This window comes from Mesorhizobium sp. M0195 (assembly GCF_040322115.1).
Lineage (GTDB): Bacteria > Pseudomonadota > Alphaproteobacteria > Rhizobiales > Rhizobiaceae > Mesorhizobium.
The window spans coordinates 152,749-174,423 of the sequence record NZ_JAMYSV010000008.1; the positions used below are offsets into that span (position 1 = coordinate 152,749).

Here is a 21,675-nt window from a genome sequence, read left to right on the forward strand (position 1 = left end):
TTGAGATATATCTTAAGACATAACTCAAGGAGCAAACAATGCACAAAGACAATCATTTCGGGCGTCATCGTTTTGGCGAACACGCCGAGCGCGTTTTCATGCATATGGCCGGCAAGTTCGGCGGACGCGGCGGCGGCTTCGGCCCGTTTGGGCATGGCATGAGAGGCGGACGCGGCGGGCCGGGCGACATGTTCCGCGCCGGGCGCATGCTGGCCGACGGCGACCTCAAGCTGATCACGCTGTCGCTTCTGGCCGAGGCGCCGCGGCACGGCTACGACATCATCAAGGCGCTGGAGGAGCGCACCAGCGGCTTCTACAGCCCGAGCCCCGGCGTGGTCTACCCGACGCTGACCTTCCTGGAAGAGGCCGGCTACGCCGTTTCTGCGGCGGACGGCAACAAGAAGGTGTTTTCAATCACCGAGGCTGGGCAGGCGCACCTCAACGAAAATCGCGAGATGATCGACCACGTGCTCGAACATCTCGAGCGCTTCGGCCGCAAGATGGCAAAGGCGCGCGACTGGTTCGGCTGGAACGATGACGGCGACGGTGGCCGGCGCGGCCGCGGCCGCTCGGAAAAGCGCGACGAGTTTCGCGCCGTGCGCCACCGGCTGCGCGCCGCGCTCGGCGAAATCGTCGATGCGCCTGAAGCAAAGCAGGCCGAGGCAATCAGCATATTGGAAGCTGCCGCAGAGGCCTTGGAAGCGTTGTCGCGCGACTGACCTCTGAGTGCCAAGCCAGTTGCGGCCCTTGCCCGCTCGGCCAAGGACCGGTACTGAAAATCATCCTGCACCGCGCTATGTGGTGCAGGATGATTGCCGTTGGAGGATACCCCCATGTCTTTTCTGAAGCGTCTTTTCGGCGGAGGCAACGAAGCCGCCGAGCCAAAGACAGCGGCGCCGGCAAAGCAGATCGAGCACAAGGGATTTTTAATCAGCGCCACGCCCTACAAGGCGGAGGGCCAGTACCAGACCTGCGGCGTGGTTTCGAAGGAGATCGACGGCGTGATGAAGGAGCACAAATTCATCCGCGCCGACCGCTTTGCCGGGCTTGACGACGCTGTCGACATCTCGATCAAAAAGGGCATCCAACTGGTCGACGAGCAAGGCGAAAAGATCTTCGGGTAGATCGGCTACGACAGCCTTGGGTCGATTGGCCCGCTTTCCAACGCCAGCACGGCGAAGACACACTCGTGAACCCGGCGTAGCGGCTGCTTGGCGACAAATCGCGTCAGTGCTTCGTGACCGAGCGCGAACTCCCGGAGCGTCAGGCTGCGCTTGCCGGCCAGGCCGCGTTCTCGGAGGCGGACGAGATTGTCGGGCGCGTCATATTCGGGACCATAGATGATGGGCAATATTCCGGGCCGCGGACCTTCAGCGCCGGCTGGATGAGCCCCTTCTTGCCACGGCTGACGAATAACCAATGGCAGTTGTGTGGCCCACCACAATAGGTTGTCGCCAACGAAAACAAGGGCAGGCGCCGGGCGCCTGCCCTTGTACAATTCAGATTATGCTGACGCTTTACGCCGCGGTGGCGACGCGCTCGGCATTGCCGGTCGCGGCCACAATGGCGTCGACCTTGGCCGAGGCCTTGGCCAGCGCTGCTGCTACCGCATCGGCGCCCATCCCGACTCCTTCGATGCGGATGACCTCGACATCGTTCATGCCGAGAAAGCCGAGTACGCTGCGCAGGTAGGGAATGGCGTGATCGAACTGCACGGCCGCACCTTCGGAATAGATGCCGCCCGAAGCCAGTACGATATAGACCTTCTTGCCGGTGACGAGGCCCTTGGGGCCGTTCTCGCCATAAGCAAAGCTCTTGCCGGAACGGGCAATGTGATCGACCCAGGACTTCAGCGTCGAGGAGATGTTGAAGTTGATGAAGCCGGTGGCGAGAATGACGGTGTCGGCCGCAAACAGCTCGTCCAGTACCGTGTCGGAAACGCCGACGACCTCAGCCTGGCGCTGGCTGCGCGCTTCGACCGGCATATATATGCCGGTCGAATAGTCGGGGTCGATATGCGGCAGCGGGTTGGCTACGAGGTCGCGGGCGACAAGCCTGGCCGAGGGATTGGCGGCAAGCAGCTTCTCGGCGAGTTCGGTGGCGATGCGGGTCGAGTGCGAGGCGGCGCCGCGTGGGCTGGATGTGACAAGAAGGATCGACATGATGGGTCTCCAGGGTTGGACTTAAAATCTCCCGGCAAATATGTGTGCGCAGACCCATTTGAAAAACTGGTATATTTTTTATATGATCCATCTAAATTGTGGATTGAACGATGCAACCGAACCCGACGCTTGACCAACTGCAGATACTGGTTGCGGTGGCCGAGACCGGCAGCTTCTCGGCCGCCGGGCGCAAATTGAATCGCGCGCAATCGGTGATCAGCTACGCTATCGCCAACCTCGAAGCGCAGCTCGGGCTGAAGCTGTTCGAGCGCGAGGGCACGCGTGAACCGCAACTGACCGATGTCGGCAAGGCGACGCTGGAAGATGCGCGACGCATGGTCGGCGTGATGCAACGCATCCGCTCGCGTGTCGACGGATACCGGCAGGGATTGGAGGCGGAAGTTACGCTGTCGGTCGACGTGACACTACCGTCGCCGGTGCTGGTTCGGGTGCTAAAGGCATTCGAGGCGCAGTTCCCGGCAGTGACGCTGCGTCTGCATATCGGCTCGCTTGGCCTGATCCTCGATCATGTTGTCGGCGGACAGGCCGATCTCGGCATCGGGGGGCTTCTGGGTGAGACGGACGTGAATCTGCTTCGCATCGGCTTCATCTCCCTGGTGCCAGCTGCAGCGCCTGAACACCCGCTGGCGCTGCTGCCGAGACCAGTGGCGCTAGAGGATGTCCGCGAACACATCCAACTGGTCGTCTCGGACCAATCCGAGCGTACGCGCGGGCGTGACTATGGCGTCTTCGCCTACCGCACCTGGCGGCTGACGGATGTGCGCACCAAGCACGTGCTGATGCGCGAGGGGCTGGGCTGGGGCGGGCTGCCGCGATGGCTGATTGCCGATGATCTGGCGAACGGCCGGCTCGTCGAACTCGATCTCGAGCCTTACAGCGAAGTCCGCTCGCCGCTCTATGCCATGCATCGCGCCGATCGCAGCCCGAAACCGGCGGCCGCCTGGCTGATCGACCAGTTCAAGCGCCAGCTCGGCTGTTTCAACGAGTTCGAGCCGGGTGAGATGCCTGCGAAGGAGCCCGAGACAGGCCGTCGATCAGGGCCATGAGAACGGCGCGGTAATCCTCGATCGAAGCTCCAGCTTCAATGGCGAGCGCTGCGCGGTCGAAGGCAGCGGCGAGCAAAGCGGTCAGTGCTTCCACAGGCAATCTCTTCGTGGAGTGCGACCGCATCGCGGCGATAAGGCCCTCGCGCAGCGAACGGTTGCCATGGCGATTGTCGATCGCATCCATGGCGGCGCGGCCGAGCACGGCCGGGCCATCAAGCAGCAAGAGTCGGGTGCGGCCGGGGGCACGCATGGCAGCCAGATAGGCATCCGAGCCGGCAATCAGCGCATCGTGGGCAAATAGCGAAGGCGGCGACGCGCGTTCGATCTCTTCCGCGATGGCTTGCGCCTCCTGTTCGACCACAGCGGCAAACAGCGCCTGCTTGTCGGCAAAGTGATGATAGAGCGCGCCGCGCGTTACGCCAGCAGCGGCGACGATCTCGGGTGTGCTGGTCTCGGCATAGGACTTTTCGGTGAACAGTTTTCGCGCTGCGGCGATGAGCTCGGCGCGTGTCGCCTCGGTGCGATCACGATTGGAGCGACGAGCGAATCCCTGTTGCATGCATGCAGCCTGTATGTTAGTTCAATTTACATGCAGACTGTATGTTATTCGCCGGGAGAAGGAAAGATGAGGACGACGAGCTATTATCCGGTGCTGATGACGGGCGATGTTGCCGGCACTGCAGCCTTTTATATCGCGCATTTCGGCTTCAAGCCGCTGTTCGAGGCCGACTGGTACGTCCATCTGCGCTCGGCAGAAGATCGTCGCGTCAACCTCGGCATCGTCCAGGGCGATCATGAGACGATCCCGAAGGAGGGGCGGGGCCGCACCTCCGGCCTGCTGATCAATTTCGAGGTCAGGGATGCGGATGCCGTCTATGAGCGGATCACCGCCGCCGGGCTACCGATCCTGCGAACGCTGTGCGACGAACCCTTCGGCCAGCGCCACTTTATCACCAGGGATCCCAACGGCGTGCTGATCGACGTGATCAAGCCGATCCCGCCGAGCCCGGAATTCCTAGCGCAATATGCCGATGGCGCGGCGGGCTGAGCGAGACAGCGGCCGCTGGCAGGAACTGTCCGCAGACGCGACGTGAGGGCTTTAGCCGCGTGGCCGGTCACGCCTTTGCGGTTTATGCTTTGGGGTTAATCAACCCTGGGCCTTCTCCATGCGTGAAATCTGCCTTGTCCGCGCACCCTCCAACCTTGGCCTCCGCCCGCTCCGGCCGGGGCATATTCCGGGGACCTGGCGCGCGCCGCAGGCGCTTACCGAAGCCGGCTTGGTCGAGATGCTTTCGCCCGCCAAAGTGGTTGATCTTGATCGGCCCGCCTATAGCACCGAGCCACAGCCGGGCACCCGGCTGCGCAACGGCAACGCCATACGCAGCTTCAATCTCGCACTCGCCGAAATCGTTGCCGGCGCGCTGGGACGAGGCGAGTTTCCGCTGGTTGTGGGCGGCGACTGCGCTGTCCTGCTTGGCGCGCTGGCCGCAGCACGGCGATCTGGTCCGGTTGCGCTGGTCCATGTCGATGGCCACAGCGATTTCCGCCATCCGGGCAATTACGACGTCAACGCCTCGCTCGGCTCGGCCGCCGGCATGGACCTTGCGCTCGCAACCGGACGTGGTGAGCCGTTGCTGACCGACTGGCCCGGCATCGCAAGACCGCTTGTCGCGGACGAACAGGTGATACAGATCGGCGAACGCGAGAACCGCAACGCCAACTTCGCCTGGCCGGACATCCATTCGACCGCGATGACGTTGATCGACGTCTTTGCCGTGCGCGAGCTTGGCGCGGCGAAGGTCCTGGACAAGACCTGGAGCACGTTGGCGCGAACCGGCTGGCCCCACTGGGTGCATTTTGACGTCGATGCGCTCGATCAGACAGTGATGCCGGCAGTGGATTCACCGGGCAGCCCCGGCATCGATCCTGACGATCTCGTCGACATTCTCACGGCGCTGGTGGCGGATCCGCGCTGCACCGGAATGGATATGACCATTTTCGATCCGGATCTCGATCCGACCGGCGAATTGGCCGCGCTGCTGGTGTCGCTGCTTGGCCGGATCTATGCGCCGCGATAGAGCCTGCCCATCCCGATAGGTTCGGGATGGGCTCTATCTTGTTTGACCATGATGTTGTCCGAAAAACCGGTTCCCACTTTTGCTGCGCTGACCTTCGGTTCGGGATCAAGGTCGAGCACTCAGCTTCGCGCCACTGGCATCACCGTGACCTGAGTAATGCCGGAGCGGCGCACCACCGTGCACAGCGTCTCGTGGCCGATGCGCTCGGCGTCGAGCATGCGCACCAGATCGTCGACACCGGTGACCGGGCGGCCGTCGATGGCGGCAATGATGTCGCCTTCCCTGAGGCCGGCCTTGTCCGACGGGCTGTTCTTTTCGACGGTGCGCAGGCGCACCGCCGTGCGGCTCGATACTTGCGACAAAAGGGCTGCGCGGCGCGGCAGGTTGGTGGTGTCGGCTGAAACGCCGATGAAGGCACGGCGCACGCGGCCGAAGCGGATGATTTCCGAGATGACGAAATTGGCCGTGTTGGAGGCAACCGCGAAGGCGATGCCTTGCGCACCATGGATCATCGCGGTGTTAACGCCTATCACCTCGCCGGCCGAGGACACCAGTGGTCCGCCGGAATTGCCGGGGTTGAGCGCGGCGTCGGTCTGGATGACGTCGTCGATCAGCCGGCCGGTGGAGGCACGCATCGAGCGGCCGAGTGCCGAGACGACGCCAGTGGTGACGGTCCATTCGAAGCCGAGCGGGTTGCCGATGGCAATTGCAATCTGGCCGCGCCTCAAACGCTTGGAATCGCCGAGCGGCGCAACGTCGGCAAAGTCACCGTCGGCGCGCACCAGCGCAATGTCGGTGTCGGGGTCGCGGCCGAGCACGCGGCCTTCCCTGGAAGCGCCGTCCGGCATTGATACGCGCACGCTGCGCGCATCGCCGACGACGTGGAAGTTGGTGACGACCAGCCCGTCCGGCGCGATGACGAAGCCGGAACCATGGCCGCCCGGGCCACCGATGCGCTCGATGCGGCAGACGGCGGGCCCGATGCGGTCGACGGCATCGGCGACCGTCGCCGAATAGGCATCGAGAAGGGCATCGTCATATTGCAATTGCTAAGCGGGCAGGGCCACCTGAGGACTCCGTTTGGAACAAGATGAACAATGCCTATATGTGCGGAGCAGCCGGACCGGCCGCGACCTGACCAGATGGCCAGTCAAATGCTCAACTAGCCGTCAGGCGAGTATCCGCCAACCCCCGCCGGGCGATATCTGGGTCACGAAGAACCCAGGAGACAAATCATGAGCGATTTCAATCTGAGCATGTTATCCGACGCCATTGCCGACATCGCGGCAGCTGCGGCACCAGCGACGGCCAGCTTCGCGACGCACCAGCGGACGTCAACTGCTTTCCACTGGCGGGACGGCTATTTCGTCACTGCCGAGGAGGCGGTCGAGGCCGGCGAGGAGATCGAGCTGACGTTTTCTTCGGGCCAAGCCGTCAAGGCCGAACTGGTCGGCCGCGACCCGTCCACCGGCACGGCCGTTTTGAAACCGGCCGGCGCGCCGAGCGCCCCGTCATTGGTAAAGGCGGAGGCGGTGCGGCCGGGCAATCTGGCAATCATCGCGGGCAATAGTGACGGTACGTCACTCGCCACCTGCGGCACGGTCGGCGAGGTCGGTCCGGCCTGGCGCTCGATGCGGGGCGGCACGATCGACCGGCGCATCAACCTTGCCGTCAATGCCGGCGGCCGTTTCGAGGGCGGCCCTGTGCTCGACGCCAAGGGCGGACTGATCGGCATGCTGCTGTTCGGGCCACGCCGGCGGGCACTGGTCATGCCTTACGAAACGATCGAACGGGCAGTCACGACACTGCGCGAGAAGGGTCATGTGGCGCGCGGCTATCTTGGCGCCGGCCTGCATCCGGTCCGCAATGGTGATACACAGGGCGCCATGGTGATGAGCCTGGACGATAACGGCCCGGCGAAAGCAGCCGGTCTCAGCCTCGGCGACATCATCGTGTCGTGGAACGCAGAGGCGGTGCATGGCCCGCGCGAGCTGATCCGCAAGCTCGGGCCAGACAGTGCCGGTGCCCTGGTGACACTCGGCGTGGTGCGCGGCGGCGAGAATCGTGAGGTTTCCCTGACCATCGGTGAAAAACCACTGAGCTGAGGGATAGATGGTAAGCGGTGAGGTCGCTGGCAGACGGCTGACGGTGCTGATCGCGCTCGCTGACGCCGAGCGCGCACGAAGTCTGTCCGCGGCTCTCGCCGCGACCGATGATCTGCGGCCGGTTCTGGCGGGCGATGTCGACGGGCACGGGGCGGCGGATGTCGCCATCGTCGATGACCATGGAGTACAAGGCGGTCTCTTCGACGCGGCTATGCCTCGCGTGCTGCTATTATCGCGAGCGGCCCGTGAACGGCCGGCCGATACAGTGTTTGCCGTGCTGCCGGTGCAAGCGGACGAGTTGCTGATCGCCGCCGCCGCGCGGCTGGCGGCGGCGGGCTACCGGATTTCGCGCGACAGCCATGCTCTATCCGATCTGCATCACGATTTGACCTTCCACGACAGCGGCCGGTTCGAGGAAGAACCAACTGACGAGCATATCGTCCGGCCGACGGTTTCGCCGCGCGAAAGCGAGGTGCTGGCGCTGCTGGCCGAAGGCGCGCCCAACAAGGTTATCGCGCGACGACTGGACATCTCCGTGCACACGGCGAAGTTCCACGTCGCGGCTATCTTGACCAAGCTCGGTGCCGTCAACCGCACCGATGCGATCGCCATCGCCATGCGGCAAGGCTTGGTGCTGGTCTAACGTGGATCAAAGGGCCGGTTCGATGTCGGTCAGCCGGAAGTCGTCACCCTTGAACAGCAATGGCATGGCTTCGAGACGGGCCGTAGCATAAGCAATGCAGTCGCCGAAGTTCAGAGCGGCAGGATGCCGGCCTTTGCCGTAGCGCAGGAAAGCCTGACGGGCGACAGCGGCGTGGTCGGCCGTGAAGGGTATCGTTTCGATCGAGGCAGTGCGCAAAAAGGCTTCGAAACGATCGATAATCTGATCCTGCCAGCGACCGACAAGCACCATTGTCGTTTCGAGCAATGTCGGTGCCGCAAGCAAACGTCTTTCAGCCTGGGCGATTGCCAAAACGAATCGATCGTAGCCCGGTTCCGCGCGCAAGATGGCGACCAGCGCCGAGGAATCGATGATCATCGCGTCGGGATGCCCAGCTCATCGTAACCGAGAATTTCATCTTCGCTCATCGCGTCTTCGCGCTCCGGTATTCGTGCGGCCCGTTCGGCAATGGCCATCAGACGTTGAAAGAGATCACCGGTCTCCTCGCGGGGCACAAGCCGTTCGCGCGCAACTTCCCGCTCAAGGCTTTGACGGATGGCCTCCGTCACCGATACCCGGCGGCGGCGGGCGAGCTCACGCGCCAATTGCTCGACCTTGGTATTCTTGATAGACAAAGCCACTTATATATTCTTCCTGTTTAGGTAGAATATAACAATTTTGCTCGGCGATTCAACGCGTCTCACGAAATCCACAACCCTCCGTGGCGTCACATCGTTACGGCCGCAGGCCCTTGTATCCGTCGTTGGTGCGGGCAAGGATCGCAAAGAGAAAAGATAGCGGAAAAGAGCGTAGCACAAGGAGACGCAACGATGTCGCTCAAGGGAAAGACGCTATTCATCTCCGGCGGGTCGCGCGGCATCGGACTGGCGATTGCGTTGCGCGCGGCGCGCGACGGCGCCAACGTGACGATCGCGGCCAAGACCGCCGAGCCGCATCCGAAGCTGCCGGGGACGATCTACACGGCGGCGCAAGAGATCGAGCAGGCCGGCGGCAAGGGGCTGCCAGCGCCGTGCGACATCCGTGATGAAGCGCAGGTCGCCGAAGCCGTCGCCAAGACCGTGGAGAGGTTCGGCGGCATCGATATTTGTATCAACAATGCCAGCGCCATCCAACTCACCGGCACGCTGGAGACCGACATGAAACGCTACGACCTGATGCACCAGATCAATACGCGCGGCACTTTTCTCGTCTCCAAAATGTGCATTCCATACTTAAGGTTGGCGGAAAATCCTCACATTTTGAATCTGGCACCGCCGCTCGACATGAAGGCCAAATGGTTCAAGAACCATGTCGCCTACACGATGGCGAAGTTCGGCATGTCGATGTGCACGCTGGGCATGAGCGCCGAGTTCGCCAGGGATGGCATCGCGGTCAATTCGCTATGGCCGATCTCTACCATCGACACGGCGGCGGTGCGCAACCTCTTGGGCGGAGCGACGGTGGCAGCGATGAGCCGTTCGCCCGACATCATGGCCGATGCGGCATACGCCATCCTGGTCAGGCCGTCGCGCGAGGCGACCGGCAATTTCTACATCGACGAAGAAGTGCTGCGTGCCGAGGGCGTCAGCGATTTCTCGACCTATGCGCCGGGCGCGACAGGCCCGCTCGCCGGCGACTTTTTTGTGCCGGACGAGGTGTTCGGGCGGACTGATACCAAAATCAAAGCTATCTACTGACGGAAGTATCTACCTACAGAAGTATCCTCAAAAGACCGGCACAGACGCATGCTCACTCCCCGGCTTTCTTGGCTTTGCCCAGGCCCATCAGCCGGTCGATATAAGCAAGCATGAATGCCGAGGCGACGAAGGCCAGATGAATGATGGTCAGCCACATCAGCTGGTCGGTCGTGTAGGAGACCGAGTTCAGGAACACCTGCAAGAGGTGGATCGAGGAGATCGCTACGATTGTCGAGGCGACCTTGACCTTCAGCGAGCCGACATCGATCGTGCCCAGCCAATGCACCTTGCCGTCATTTTCATCGAAGCGGCTGACGAAGTTTTCGTAGCCCGAGATGATCACCATCACCACCAGTGAGGCGACCAGCGCGGCATCGATGAGGCCGAGCATTTTCAGGATGGTGTCGGTGTCATCGAGCGTGAAGGCGACAGGAACGAACTCGAACAGCTTCTTGCCGAAGGACACGGCATAGATGGCAAGTGCCGCGCCCAGTCCGAGATAGAAGGCGACCAGCAGCCAGCGCGAGGCGAGAATGATCGATTCGATGGCAAGTTCGATGCGCTTCATGTGACGGTTCCGGGCTTCTTTGCGGAGCGCCGTATTTCGGGCAGGCTGCGGCGGTTTGCAAGGTCCTAAAAAAACGAAACCCCGCCGGGAGGGGACCGGCGGGGCTCGCGTGTCCCGCTGGAGTCGGGACAGGGCAGGGAAGCCCTGTCCAGAATTTGGGATTGGTAGCCGCGCGTTTCAAGATTGATGACCGCGCGACTCAATGGTTGATCGAATCGCGCGGTTCACATTGCGGTTTATTGGGCGCTGGCCACCGGCGCCACCAGGGGGGTAATCCGGCGGATGGCGACGCGCCGGTTCTCGCGATTGGGTCCCGACGTGTTGACCTTGAGATACTCCTCGCCATAACCCTGCGTCGTCAGGTTCTCCGGCGGGATGCCAAAGGCATTGGTCAGAGCTTCGGCGACCGCCTCGGCGCGGCGGTCGGACAGAGCGAGGTTCGCCTCCGGCGTGCCGACTGCATCGGTATGGCCTTCGATCAGGAAGGTCTCGGCCGGGTTTTTCTTCAGCAGCTTCTCCATGGCGTTGGCAACACCCTCCAGCTTCTGGACCTCGGTGTCGGAAATCGAAGCCGAACCGAACTCGAAGTTGAGCGTATCGAGGTCGATCCGGCGGGCGATGTCACGCACTCGGGCCGAGCGCTTGACCTCGTCGACCGAATAGAGGCGCTGGACCCTCTCCACCGGCGGCCGTTCGAGGAAGGTGTAATAGTCGTCCGGATCCTCGACCTCTTCGGAATCCAAAATGTACTCCTCTTGCGGAATGGTAAGGCGCATCGGCGGCAGGTCGTCGCCCGGGTCGCGCCAGTCTGCATCATCGTCATAGTAGCGCTCGTCGACATAGCTCAGCACATATTCGCGCCCGTCAGGCGCGATGCGTGAACGCTGGATGACGTCGCCGTAGCGGTTGCGGATAGTGACGATCCGGACACCATTGTCACGCTCGACGATTTCCCGGGTGCGATCGCCCGACAGGTCCTCATAATAGACATTCCTGGCGCCGCGGTGCATGCGCGGGGCATCGCTGCTTTCCACGAAGGTCTGGTTGTTGAACTGCAGGATGACGCGGTCGCCGAATTCCCTGACGACGTTGGCGCCCTGCGGGCGCGGACGGCGGCGAACATCCTCGATGTCGGGCGCACGCTCGACGCGCTTGCCTTTTTCCTCGGTCACCGGAACGATCTTTTCAGGCTTGATCTCCTGCTGGGCTGCCTTGTCGTCGGTAGGTGGCGGTCCCTCCTCGATCGGAGCAGGCTTCGGGGCTTCCACCTGGTTCTCGCCCTGCTGGGCTGGCTGGTTGCCCTGCTGCTTACCGGCATTTTGGCCGCGCTCCTTGCCGCCCTTGCGCTTGCGCAAGACATCCTTCTGGCTGTCCAGTATGGGCGCCTCGTTCGGGTTGGCGGCGGCTTCGCCCTGAGCAGGGAGCCCACCCTCGGCGGGTGCTGCCTGTTCGCCCGTCGTCGTGGGCTGCTCACCGGTTGCGGGCTGCTGTTCGCCGGTCACCGGCTCTTCCACAACGGGCTTCTTGCCACGCTTTTTCGCCTGGTTCTCGGGCTGTTCGCCTTGAGCAGGAGCCGCTTGCTTCTCGGTTGGAAGTGGCTCGGCCTGTGGGAGAGGCTCACCGGCGGGGCGTTCCTTCTTGCGCGGCGCCTGTTCGGCCGGTGCCGCCTCGATCTGCTGGTCTTGCTTGTTCTTCCTCTTGCGCGGATTGACTTGCTCGTTGTTGTCGTTCGCGGGTGCAGCCTGCTCGGCCGGCTGTTCGGCAGGCGCGGCCTCCTGCTGTTGCTGGTCGCGCTTCTTTCTCCTCGGCTTGAGCTGCTGCTGATCGTCGTTCGCGGGTGCAGCTTGCTCGGCCGGCTGTTCGGCAGGCGCGGCCTCCTGCTGCTGCTGGTCGCGCTTCTTCCTGCGCGGTTTGAGTTGCTGCTGATCGTCGTTAGCAGGCGCGGCCTGCTGGTCAGCCGGAGCGGCTTCGATCTGCTGCTGGTCGCGCTTCTTCCTGCGCGGTTTGAGTTGCTGCTGATCGTCGTTAGCAGGCGCGGTCTGCTGGTCAGCCGGAGCGGCTTCGATCTGCTGCTGCCTCTTCTTCCTTCGTTGATTTCCTTGCTGCTCTTCGCCGGAAGGCGCGAGCTGTTCAGCAGGCGCGGATTCACTCTGTTTTTGCTGCTCGCGCTTGTTCCTGCGCGGCTTCTGCTCGGGCTCGCCCGATTGTTCGGCGGGCGCCGCTTCGGATTGTTTTTGCCGGTCGCGCCTCTTGCCGGGCTTCTGTTCCGGCTCCGACTTTCCGCCTTGAGCGCAGGCTTCGGCCGATTCGCCCTCGGCACAATTCGACTGCGCCGGGATAAACATTGCGCTGTTCCGGGCGGGGCCGAATGCAGCATTGCCTTGCAGCGGGAACGCGCCTAACGGCGCGGACGCCATCAACAGGCCAAGCGCCGTGCCTGCCAGAATCCGTGGTTGGCGTTTCATCATAAACACTCCTTGTGGCGTCCCATCCGTGCCCAAACTTTCAGCAACCATGTTTGGTTCCTGTTTGCAGGTCTTAGCGGTGGCACAGGGCGATTGACCGGCGTTTTGAAGGCGACTTCGTGTCATTCGTATGTTCCTGGCGTATCGTTCGGACGAGGCGCAAAGGTTGCCGTGCTTGACCTTGAGGCGTCCGAGGGCCACATGCCGACAATGGACAAGCCGTTCTGGAAGACCAAGACGCTCGAGGCGATGACCCCGGCCGAGTGGGAATCACTCTGCGACGGTTGTGGCAAGTGCTGCCTGTCCAAACTCGAAGACGAGGACACCGGAGAGATCTACTGGACCAGCGTCGGCTGCCGGTTGTTCGACGCTGGAAGCTGCCGCTGCTCCGACTATGCCAACCGGCTGGCGCGTGTTCCGGATTGTGTCGGGCTGACGCCGCAGAATGTGCGCACCATCAGCTGGCTGCCCAAGACCTGCGCTTACCGCCTGGTCGCCGAGGGCCGCGATCTCTATTGGTGGCACAGGCTGGTGTCTGGAAGCGACGAGACCGTGCACGAGGCAGGCATCTCGATGCGCGGCCGAGTCAGCGCCAGCGAGATCGACCTTGCCGAGCCGGACGACTATTTCGACCATATTCTCGCGGACGAGCCTTAGGATTTTATCGCAAAATCGAGAATCCGGAATCGACGGCAAAACGGACGTTGTCCATCCACCATGCTATCCACCCTATGTAGCACCGCCGTCCATAGCACCGCCTTCAGAAGCGAGAGACTGTTCCGGTCTGCCTCATGAACTGGAGATGAATGGCCGGTTCGCAAAAAATTCAGACAGGCGGGTGCATTCTCCTCCCATCGGTTCGACGAAACGGGTGGAAACCCTCAACAAGGAGAGAAGACAATGTTCAACACCATCAAGACGGCGGCTCTTTCGGCTCTTGTCGGCCTTGGCACGCTTGCTGCCATCCCCGCTCATGCTGACAGCATCTATCTCGGCTTCGGCAACAACCAGGACCCGCGCGTCGGCGTCTATGCCGGCGACGAAGATGATGGTTACTATCGCGAACACCGCCGTCATGGCGGCTGGCGCCGGTTCTGTTCGCCGGAGCGTGCCATCGACAAGGCCGAACGCATGGGCCTGCACCGCGCCCGCATCATCGACATCAACCGCCGCACGGTCAAGGTCGCCGGCCGCCAGTATGGCGACCGTGTCGTGATCGTATTCGCCAACGAGCGCGGCTGTCCGATCATCTATCGCTAAGGTCTTCGGGCGTGCGGCCGGTTGACTTGCAGCCGGTAGAGTAGCGGAGCCCTTTCCGCCAGGACGGAAAGCGCGGCTCAAAAACCCCGGAGGATCGATCCTCCGGGGTTTTGCATGCTGCAAGCGATGATCATTTCAATTCGAAAGTCACCGTCACCTGTGCGGTATAGGAATTCTCGCCGGCTTGCACCGGGACGGACGCGCCAGCGGCATCGAATGCCTTGGCGTTGATCGGCATCGGCGGTGGTGCGAAATTCTGGTCGGTGATTTCCAGGACCCGGCCGATGCCGACGCCGGCCGCTTCGGCCAGCGTCTTGGCCTTGGCCATGGCATTGGCGACGGCCTTCTTGCGCGCCTCGGTGACGGCTGCCGCCGGATCGTCGTTGGAGAAGGAGATGCCGCCGCCCTGGTTGACGCCGAGCGACACCGCCTTGTCGAGAATGTCGCCGGTCTTGTCGATGTCGCGGATGCGCACCGACAGCGTGTTGGTCACCTGATAGGCGACAAGCTCGGCCTCCTGGCTGCCGTCGGGCTTGTTGGTGTAGTTATAGCGCGGGTTGATCTGGATGCCCGCGGTCTGCAGGTCGCGCTCCTTGATGCCGGATGATTTCATTGCAGCGATCACCGCGGCCATGGCGTCGTTATTGGCATCGAGCGCTGCACGTGCCGTCTTGGCTTCGCGCATGACGCTGAGCGTCAGCAGAGCCAGATCGGGTGCTATCGCCGCCTCGCCTTCACCGGTGACGACGATACGCGGCGGCGGTGGTGAATCGGCGGCGGCCGCGATCGCCGGAAATGCGACTGCGGCGGCGATCGCCAGGGGCAAAATACGTCTGGTCATAAAATCTCCTCGATCTGGGATCCCAAGGCCGCCGAGTAGGCCGCGTCCAATGGGCGACGTGCAATAGGTTATCAATATGGGCTGATTTGGGCGATCTCTGCCAGCCCCTTGGAACGCCTGCTCGGAAAGCCATTGGAAAGCCTTGTGCGGTTCAGGGAAAAACACTAATCCAGCGCCGTGGGGCCTGTAGCTCAATGGTTAGAGCCGGCGGCTCATAACCGCTTGGTTGGGGGTTCGAGTCCCTCCGGGCCCACCATTGGCTTTTGTGGCCGTTGATTTAATTGGATTTTTTGGCCATTTTTGTCCCACCTCTTTCAACCCCCTCAGAAAGTGGGACAATTTTGTTCTCTTTTCGATCGATAACCAGCAGGTATTTCGCCGCTCTCGCTACCTTCCGGCGACGCGCTTTCTTGATGTAGTGGTCGGGCTGCTGGTACGTAGTCCACCCATATATCGCCTTCAGCTGCTCGTGCGTCGCGCCGTTCTCAGCGGCGATCGTCGCGCCGGCCTTGCGAATTCCATGAGCACTGCAGTGCGGCAGCTCAGCTTGATCACACCACTGGCGCATCTTGTTGCCCAGACCGTTCTCCGAGAACGGGCGACCATACTCATTGACCAGGAAGGTCATCTGGTCGGAGGGCGTGTGCTCAAGTTCCGCCTCTAGTTCGGGCAGAAGCGGGAGCTCCACCAACACCGCATCCTTGTTACGACTGGTCTTCCCAGGCTTAATTCTGATCCACTTCTCCCACTGCTCGGTCTCCTCGTTGTAGACGAGCGTGATGTGCTGTCGACCGAAGATCGCGACGTCGGACAACCGCAGGCCAGTAAACATGAAGATCGAGAGCGCACGTCTGGCTGCGGTACCCAGCGGATGCCGCTTCTCATATTGAACGATCTCCGACACGTCCCATGGGTGCCAGCCGTCGCCGCTCTTTAGCCGTCTGATGCCGCGGGCGGGATTGGAGTCGACGCCCGGAATCTCTGTGTCCTTTGCCCACTCAAACATCGCGCTGATGGCTTTTACGATATTGTTTGCCGCGCCAAGGGCGTCGAGCCTGGTGTCCCTGATCTCCTTAACATGAGACCGTTTCATACCGGCGAATGGCAGAGATCCCTTGGTGGGATACTGAGGATCCGGGTCACCTTCGAGGGGATGAGGTAATTCGCATACGCGCTCCAGAATTGCTCGTCGGCGCGCCATAGTGTCTTGGGTGATTTCCGTGCCGCCCCGACGGTAATACTCCTGGCAAAGCCACAGCAACGTGCCTTTCTTCGCTGGCTCGGAAGGCTTGGGGAGGCGCCGGCAAATCTCGGGAAGAGTGCCGGGCCGAACATAAGTGACCTCGGCGCGCGCGCACCGCAGTTCCTCGAGGAACTCGTCGCTGCCGGTCGGTTCACGGAGCCGGACCTTCTTCCGACCCGGTGCGCGAAAATAGTACCGATCATTGCCGTGGCGATCAGTGTCCTTCACTACGCCCTTAAGATCGATTTTCACGGGCTCATCCGTCATGTTCGTGGTTTTCGATCCCAAGGATTGTCTAGTGGCGGCGAATCTTCGTCAAGCTTTGGTGCTCCTCCGATTTGGCGGTGAGGGAGCTTTCGAAAGGCCAATACAAGTTCCTCGACGTCCCAAACAATGCGCCCCTTGCTCGGCATTCGTGGCTGGGGCATCCGGCCGTCCTGGACCATTTCATCAAAGGTCGTTGAGCTTACGCCGATGAACGTCGCAGCCTGCTCGCGATTGATTCCTACCGGCGGGAGCGAGGGCGGCAAGACGCTCGGGGTGCGTAGCATCGGTTTAGCGCGTTGAAAGCGCGTTTTTGACGCCTGCCAGTCTTCCTATGTACCTGTCCGAATATTGCAGACGCTCAATCATGTCCTAGCCCTGTGCTTGCAGGCTCACCCTAGGTCTCCAGACCTCAGGATCGCTCAAGACACCGGACTCTTTTCCAGCCTTTGTGTACGATGATGGGTATCTTAATGCGCTCGAGGCCAAGAACTGAATGGTCGGCGACTTGGAAGGGCAAAATGACCGTGGAACCACGAATCTGAGTCAGAGGCGGAATCATGGCTGTGGTTTCAGACGGTTATGACTCTCATGCATGCGTAACAACCAACAAGAATACCAACAAAATGTTTCTGTGGTTACTTTCATTCCTCATGGAATGCGCGACTGATTTGGTCCGACAGCGGCTTCACAAAATAAGAAAGCGCCGTACGCTCGCCCGTCTGGATCATCGCTTCGGCCGGCATGCCGGGCACGAGCGTCAGGTCCTTGAGCTTCGTCAGTTCCGCATGCGGAACCGACAGACGCACCAGGTAATACGAAACGCCGTTTTTTTCGTCCGTCGCCAGATCGGCTGCGATCCGGCTGACATATCCGTTCAATACCGGCGTGGTCCTCAGATTGAAGGCTGACATCCGCAGCACGGCCTTGTGACCAAGCTGGATTTGGTCGATGTCCTTCGGGGCGATTCGTGCTTCAAGCGCAAGATCGTCGCCTTCCGGCACGATTAGCATAATCGGATCGGCGGGCGTGATCACTCCTCCGACCGTATGAACTGCGAGTTGTTGAATGGCGCCTGACTGCGGCGCGACAATATCGATCCGTCGCAGTTCCTGTTCAGCCGCCACCTTGCGCTCAACATACTCCCCAACCTGCGCCTGAACCTCTCTGAGCTCCTGGCCGACTTCCGTCTTGAAATCCGGATCGATCTGCAGGATCTGCAGGCGCGTTTCGGCTATGCGGGCTGCCGTCTGTGCCTGATGTGCAATCTTCTCACCGCGTTCGCCGCCGAAAGTGGCAACCTGCGTCTTCAGACTGTTCAAGCGTTGGTCCGAGACAATGCCTTGGTCGCGCAGCCCACTCAGGGCAGCAATTTCCTTTTGGAGGATCTCGGTGCTTTTCTCACAAGCGATTGCCTGCGCCTTGAGCCCCTCGATCTCGTGCTCATATTGAGTGATGCGTTCCGCTAGCTGCGCCTGCCTTCCGTCGCGGGATTGTCTGCGGAATTCGAACAGCCGCGTCTCGCCATGTACTGCCGAAGCTACGTCCGGAACATCTCTGCGGGCGAGCAGCCAGTCCGGGAAGGCGATCTCCGCCAGATCGTCACGCTCAGCTTCGAGTCGTGCCAGGTTGGCGGCCAGCTCATCGAGCCGCTTGGTGACTACAGCGAGAGTGGCGCGCGTCTGGGTGGCGTCGAGCCGCATGAGGATGTCGCCGGCTTTTACTTTATCCCCTTCGCTCACCAGGATTTCTCCCACCACCCCGCCGGTCGGGTGCTGCACCTTCTTCACATAGGAATCGACGACAAAGTGTCCGGACGCGACAACCGCGCCGGAGAGATTCGTGAAGGCCGCCCAGGCTCCGGCTCCTCCCACAAAGATCACGCTCGCCAGCAGGCCCGCCACCAGGTGCCGGCGAATGGACCTGGAAACGTCATTGTTCTGATGAATGCCGGACACCGGGATCCTCCATGTCAGCGCGCTCGTTATCCTGTGTAGACTCGATGGCCTTGACCCCAGCGCCTGATGCCATCGCTGCCCCCTTAAGGACTTTGGAAAGCGCCTCATCACGCGCACCGAATGCTCGCTGCCGTCCACCTTCCATCACCAACACCAAATCCACGGCGCGGATGGCGCTCGGCCGATGGGCAACGACAACCGCAATGCCCTTGCGCTCGCGCACGGAGGCGATCGCCTTGACAACCGCAGCCTCGCCTTCCGCATCGAGATTGGCATTGGGTTCATCCAGCACAACAAGGAAAGGGTCTCGATAAAGAGCACGGGCAAGACCGATACGCTGGCGCTGCCCGGCGGAAAGTGCCGATCCGGCCTCACCAATCGGAGTTTCGTAGCCGTGCTCAAATCGGAGGATCAGTTCGTGCGTGCCCGCTGCTTTCGCCGCGGTGACAATAGCCTCAGGGTCAGGATTATCTTCAAAACGAGCGATGTTTTCGGCAATGGTGCCGTCGAATAGTTCAACACCTTGCGGCAAATAGCCGATATGACGGCCTAGCGCTTCCCGGTCCCATTGATCGAGGCTTGCGCTGTCGATGCGAACCTTTCCGGCGACCGGCGCCCATGCGCCGACGATGGCGCGCGAGAGTGTCGACTTGCCCGAACCCGATGCACCGATGATCCCGAGTGCGCTTCCCGCCTGAACGGCAAACGCAAGGCCGGTCACGGTCGGCTTCCTTTCGCCGGGCGGAACGATTGTCACGCCTTCGAGGCGGAGTTCGCGTTCAGGTGCAGGCATTGGCATAACAGGAGCGGTTTCAGGAACCTTTCCCAAGAGGTCCTCCAGCCGCGCCCAACCCTGGCGCGCCATGAGGAAGGGTTTCCAGCTTGAAATGGCCAGATCGACCGGAGCCAGCGCACGCCCCATCGTGATCGAACTGGCAATCATGACCCCGGCCGTAGTCTCCTGCCTGATGACAAGGTACGCGCCGACGGCAAGAATGGCCGATTGCAGCAGCACGCGCAGCGACTTTGAAATGCCACCCAGCCCACCTGCCACGTCCCCGACTTTCCGGTTGGCGGCCAGATACTTGGCATTGGCCTTGTGCCATCGGGCAGCGATCCGCTTTGCGAGACCGAGAGCTTGCACGACCTCGGCATTGCGGCGCGCTGCTTCCAGTAGACCATTGCGTACCATGTTGTGGTCAATGGTATCGCGTATCGGCCCTTGCGAGAGAGTGTTGGTAAGGAGTGTCAGAGATGTGAGACCGATCGCCCCGATAAGTGCCGTCATGCCGATCCAGAAATGAAAGAGGAAGCAAATGCCAAGATAAAGCAGCATCCATGGCAGATCGAAGAACGCTGTCGGGCCGTTTCCACCTAAGAATCCGCGAACATTGTCGAGATCGCGTAGCGGCTGCAAGCCGTCGCCCGGCATGCGCGTTAAAAGCGGAAGGCGAACGATCGCATCGTGAACGCGTCCGGAAAACTGTTCATCGAAACGCTCGCCAATCCGCAGCAGCACGCGGGCGCGCAAAACGTCGAGCAGGCATTGGAACGCATAAAGCCCTGCAGCAAGCACGACGAGCCCCACTAGCGTCGATACGCTGCCACTTGCCAGAACGCGGTCGTAGACCTGAAGCATGAACAGCGGCGAGATCAGCGCAAGCACGTTGACCACGCCGCTGATCAACAGAATTCCCCAAATAGCGGAAGTCAGAGGGAAAGGTCTCAAAGCTGAATCCTTCAAGGAATGGTTACTCACGTAGGTCTCCGTGAGGATCTGGCGACCCAGCTCCCTATATTGCTCCCCGAGCGGCAACCGACTGCATCCGCTCGCTGATTCAGGATCAGTGCTCCCGCCGAATGTGTTTGGTTTGGCATCTAATGGAGCGGGTCAACAACAACACCGTCCGGCTGAAGGTTTGGAAGGGCAACGTCATCGTGGCCGGCCGCAAGGGCCCGAACAGGCTTCCGCCTCCACGCCTTCAGGGAGATTTCGGTGTACGACCAGCGCGACGTGCAGGGCTTCGTCAAGCTGTACACGCTGCGACTGCTCCCGGGCGCCCCGGCCCATCGCAAGTAGCGGAAACGGAAGCGCCCGCCCCCGGGGGGCGGGGCGCTGTTCCGTATGGGTTTTCTGGATCAAACGAAGGTGAAGTCCGACGCGGTCAGGCCTAGGTCGGCCACGGTGACCACACCGCCCAGGTGGACGAATTCATGCGCGTTGTTGTCGGCGGTGACATAGGCCAGAGTTGCGACTCTGTCGGTGTAGCTGCTTTGGTAGACAATGATGTCGCCGGCGTGCTCGCCGGAGATCGCACTCGCGGCTTCAGAAGCAGAGTTGAAAGATTCGCCAGTGATTACCACGACGTGTTCGCCGTTCGCACCTGAGGCCGCACCACTGTAGAAGCTGCTCACCGGGTAGCCGGACTGTATGCTGGCGTTGTTGACGAAGTTCGCGCCAAAACCGTCATTGTAGAGGCCCACCGCATCGAAGGCGAACTTGTCCTCCGCCGGGTTGAAATCGGTGATAGTGGTAATGTCCGACTTCGACCCGACAACCCCAGGCACCGGATTGTGGAACTGGAACACGAACGTGTCACTGTCGGTGCCCCCGGTCAGCGTGTCCTGGCCGTCACCCACGTAGAGGACATCCTGGCCGGGACCGCCGCTGAGCCTGTCATTGTCCTCACCGGAGACGCGCGGGTTGAAGCGGCCGTTGTCGCCGGAGAGATCGTCCCAGCCATCTCCGCCGAAGATGCGGTCGTTACCCTTGCCGCCGATGAGTCGGTCACTGTCCGGGCCACCCGAGATCTCGTCGTTGCCGCCACGACCGTCAATCCAGTCACCGCCCTGGAAACCCTCCATCCAATCGTCAAGCTCGGTGCCGATGAGTGTTTCGGCACCCGGGCCACCCTCGATAATCTTTGCCATCGAAAATACTCCTAATGATGCACCCTGCCTGACGCGTTCATATTGCTCATCGGATAATTAGAGAAATCGATTGCTTGGATAGACACACATTTACGAAATGGATGCATTCACGTTCACTTCGCCCTTCTGCTGAGCAGTTGCGGGCTCGCTGGCGGCGGGGACGCTGGTCGCCCAAGCAATCGATGAAGATTCGACACTCAAACCGGGACTAGGACGAACTTCGTAACGGGGCCGTCCTGGTTGGGCCCCAAACTTCTCTCTGTTTGCTCGACGCCGGCATACCCGCACCGTGAGCGCTGGACGAGGACAAGTTCCGCTGGCGGAGAACGGCGTGATCGGCTTGCCGCGCCGAAACTGATGGCGCTCGTCGAAGGC

The 21,675-nt window shown here is 61.5% G+C and carries 23 protein-coding genes and 1 tRNA gene; 11 read left to right on the plus strand and 13 right to left on the minus strand.

Going from position 1 to position 21,675, the window contains the following annotated elements:
- The first annotated feature begins 38 nt into the window (after positions 1–38).
- Together NKJ12_RS18005 and NKJ12_RS18010 are read left to right on the plus strand one after the other, a co-directional pair.
- Positions 39–719: a PadR family transcriptional regulator gene (locus NKJ12_RS18005; protein WP_352506767.1), complete on the plus strand. Its 681-nt coding sequence runs from the start codon at positions 39–41 to the stop codon at positions 717–719.
- Between the two features lie 114 nt (positions 720–833).
- On the plus strand, positions 834–1,124 hold the full coding sequence (locus NKJ12_RS18010; RefSeq protein WP_023678291.1) for an HlyU family transcriptional regulator: 291 nt from the start codon (positions 834–836) through the stop codon (positions 1,122–1,124).
- A gap of 5 nt (positions 1,125–1,129) precedes the next feature.
- Here the strand turns inward: NKJ12_RS18010 and NKJ12_RS18015 are convergent, their stop codons facing one another.
- The gene (locus NKJ12_RS18015; protein WP_352704224.1) at positions 1,130–1,351 is read right to left on the minus strand and encodes a hypothetical protein; all 222 of its coding nucleotides are present in this window, start codon (positions 1,349–1,351) and stop codon (positions 1,130–1,132) included.
- A 166-nt stretch (positions 1,352–1,517) separates the two neighbouring features.
- The gene (locus tag NKJ12_RS18020; RefSeq protein ID WP_254820355.1) at positions 1,518–2,162 is read right to left on the minus strand and encodes an FMN-dependent NADH-azoreductase; all 645 of its coding nucleotides are present in this window, start codon (positions 2,160–2,162) and stop codon (positions 1,518–1,520) included.
- A gap of 110 nt (positions 2,163–2,272) precedes the next feature.
- On the opposite strand from NKJ12_RS18020, the gene NKJ12_RS18025 reads away from it, so the two are divergent.
- Complete coding sequence (locus NKJ12_RS18025; protein WP_352704226.1) at positions 2,273–3,229, plus strand: LysR family transcriptional regulator; 957 nt, start codon at positions 2,273–2,275, stop codon at positions 3,227–3,229.
- On the opposite strand, the gene NKJ12_RS18030 is transcribed toward NKJ12_RS18025, so the two are convergent.
- Complete coding sequence (locus NKJ12_RS18030) at positions 3,162–3,788, minus strand: TetR/AcrR family transcriptional regulator (RefSeq protein ID WP_352704228.1); 627 nt, start codon at positions 3,786–3,788, stop codon at positions 3,162–3,164. The two genes, NKJ12_RS18025 and NKJ12_RS18030, sit on opposite strands and share 68 nt — an antisense overlap.
- A 66-nt stretch (positions 3,789–3,854) precedes the next feature.
- On the opposite strand from NKJ12_RS18030, the gene NKJ12_RS18035 reads away from it, so the two are divergent.
- Positions 3,855–4,277, plus strand: a complete 423-nt coding sequence (locus tag NKJ12_RS18035; protein WP_352704230.1) for a VOC family protein — start codon at positions 3,855–3,857, stop codon at positions 4,275–4,277.
- 118 nt (positions 4,278–4,395) lie between these two features.
- On the plus strand, positions 4,396–5,307 hold the full coding sequence (locus tag NKJ12_RS18040) for an arginase family protein (RefSeq protein ID WP_352477778.1): 912 nt from the start codon (positions 4,396–4,398) through the stop codon (positions 5,305–5,307).
- 119 nt (positions 5,308–5,426) lie between these two features.
- On the opposite strand, the gene NKJ12_RS18045 is transcribed toward NKJ12_RS18040, so the two are convergent.
- The gene (locus tag NKJ12_RS18045; RefSeq protein ID WP_352704233.1) at positions 5,427–6,353 is read right to left on the minus strand and encodes a S1C family serine protease; all 927 of its coding nucleotides are present in this window, start codon (positions 6,351–6,353) and stop codon (positions 5,427–5,429) included.
- Between the two features lie 189 nt (positions 6,354–6,542).
- Here NKJ12_RS18045 and NKJ12_RS18050 point away from each other — a divergent pair, with 189 nt between their 5' ends.
- A complete protein-coding gene (locus NKJ12_RS18050) occupies positions 6,543–7,412 on the plus strand; it encodes a S1C family serine protease (RefSeq protein ID WP_352506774.1) in 870 nt (289 codons plus the stop codon).
- Positions 7,413–7,419: 7 nt separating this feature from the next.
- Positions 7,420–8,055, plus strand: a complete 636-nt coding sequence (locus NKJ12_RS18055) for a helix-turn-helix transcriptional regulator (protein ID WP_352704235.1) — start codon at positions 7,420–7,422, stop codon at positions 8,053–8,055.
- 6 nt (positions 8,056–8,061) lie between these two features.
- On the opposite strand, the gene NKJ12_RS18060 is transcribed toward NKJ12_RS18055, so the two are convergent.
- Positions 8,062–8,451: a type II toxin-antitoxin system VapC family toxin gene (locus NKJ12_RS18060; RefSeq protein WP_352506776.1), complete on the minus strand. Its 390-nt coding sequence runs from the start codon at positions 8,449–8,451 to the stop codon at positions 8,062–8,064.
- Entirely contained in the window at positions 8,448–8,714 is a 267-nt protein-coding gene (locus NKJ12_RS18065) for a type II toxin-antitoxin system VapB family antitoxin (RefSeq protein WP_352506777.1), read from the minus strand. The genes NKJ12_RS18060 and NKJ12_RS18065 overlap by 4 nt, the downstream gene beginning before the upstream one ends.
- A 189-nt stretch (positions 8,715–8,903) precedes the next feature.
- On the opposite strand from NKJ12_RS18065, the gene NKJ12_RS18070 reads away from it, so the two are divergent.
- The gene (locus NKJ12_RS18070; RefSeq protein ID WP_352506778.1) at positions 8,904–9,770 is read left to right on the plus strand and encodes an SDR family oxidoreductase; all 867 of its coding nucleotides are present in this window, start codon (positions 8,904–8,906) and stop codon (positions 9,768–9,770) included.
- A gap of 52 nt (positions 9,771–9,822) precedes the next feature.
- On the opposite strand, the gene NKJ12_RS18075 is transcribed toward NKJ12_RS18070, so the two are convergent.
- Positions 9,823–10,338, minus strand: coding sequence for a TIGR00645 family protein (locus NKJ12_RS18075; RefSeq protein WP_254820365.1), 516 nt, complete (start codon positions 10,336–10,338; stop codon positions 9,823–9,825).
- A 236-nt stretch (positions 10,339–10,574) separates the two neighbouring features.
- Complete coding sequence (locus tag NKJ12_RS18080) at positions 10,575–12,803, minus strand: OmpA family protein (protein WP_352704279.1); 2,229 nt, start codon at positions 12,801–12,803, stop codon at positions 10,575–10,577.
- A gap of 210 nt (positions 12,804–13,013) precedes the next feature.
- On the opposite strand from NKJ12_RS18080, the gene NKJ12_RS18085 reads away from it, so the two are divergent.
- Both NKJ12_RS18085 and NKJ12_RS18090 read left to right on the plus strand, forming a co-directional pair.
- Positions 13,014–13,460 carry a YcgN family cysteine cluster protein gene (locus NKJ12_RS18085; RefSeq protein WP_352704281.1) on the plus strand — a complete coding sequence of 149 codons (447 nt, stop codon included), beginning with the start codon at positions 13,014–13,016 and terminating at the stop codon, positions 13,458–13,460.
- A gap of 243 nt (positions 13,461–13,703) precedes the next feature.
- The gene (locus NKJ12_RS18090; RefSeq protein WP_352704237.1) at positions 13,704–14,063 is read left to right on the plus strand and encodes a hypothetical protein; all 360 of its coding nucleotides are present in this window, start codon (positions 13,704–13,706) and stop codon (positions 14,061–14,063) included.
- A gap of 130 nt (positions 14,064–14,193) precedes the next feature.
- Here the strand turns inward: NKJ12_RS18090 and NKJ12_RS18095 are convergent, their stop codons facing one another.
- Positions 14,194–14,904: an SIMPL domain-containing protein gene (locus NKJ12_RS18095; RefSeq protein ID WP_352506781.1), complete on the minus strand. Its 711-nt coding sequence runs from the start codon at positions 14,902–14,904 to the stop codon at positions 14,194–14,196.
- Positions 14,905–15,084: 180 nt separating this feature from the next.
- Here NKJ12_RS18095 and NKJ12_RS18100 point away from each other — a divergent pair.
- Positions 15,085–15,160, plus strand: a tRNA-Ile gene (locus NKJ12_RS18100).
- Positions 15,161–15,181: 21 nt separating this feature from the next.
- Here NKJ12_RS18100 and NKJ12_RS18105 read toward each other — a convergent pair.
- The 4 genes from NKJ12_RS18105 to NKJ12_RS18120 form a co-directional block, all read right to left on the minus strand.
- Positions 15,182–16,399 (minus strand): tyrosine-type recombinase/integrase, encoded by a 1,218-nt coding sequence (locus NKJ12_RS18105; protein WP_352457555.1) that lies wholly within the window; start codon positions 16,397–16,399, stop codon positions 15,182–15,184.
- Between the two features lie 656 nt (positions 16,400–17,055).
- Positions 17,056–18,369 carry an HlyD family type I secretion periplasmic adaptor subunit gene (locus tag NKJ12_RS18110; RefSeq protein WP_352704239.1) on the minus strand — a complete coding sequence of 438 codons (1,314 nt, stop codon included), beginning with the start codon at positions 18,367–18,369 and terminating at the stop codon, positions 17,056–17,058.
- The gene (locus tag NKJ12_RS18115; RefSeq protein WP_352450798.1) at positions 18,344–20,113 is read right to left on the minus strand and encodes a type I secretion system permease/ATPase; all 1,770 of its coding nucleotides are present in this window, start codon (positions 20,111–20,113) and stop codon (positions 18,344–18,346) included. Before NKJ12_RS18115 ends, NKJ12_RS18110 begins: the two co-directional genes overlap by 26 nt.
- Before the next feature lie 395 nt (positions 20,114–20,508).
- Positions 20,509–21,300 (minus strand): calcium-binding protein, encoded by a 792-nt coding sequence (locus NKJ12_RS18120; protein WP_352483785.1) that lies wholly within the window; start codon positions 21,298–21,300, stop codon positions 20,509–20,511.
- Between the last annotated feature and the right edge of the window lie 375 nt (positions 21,301–21,675).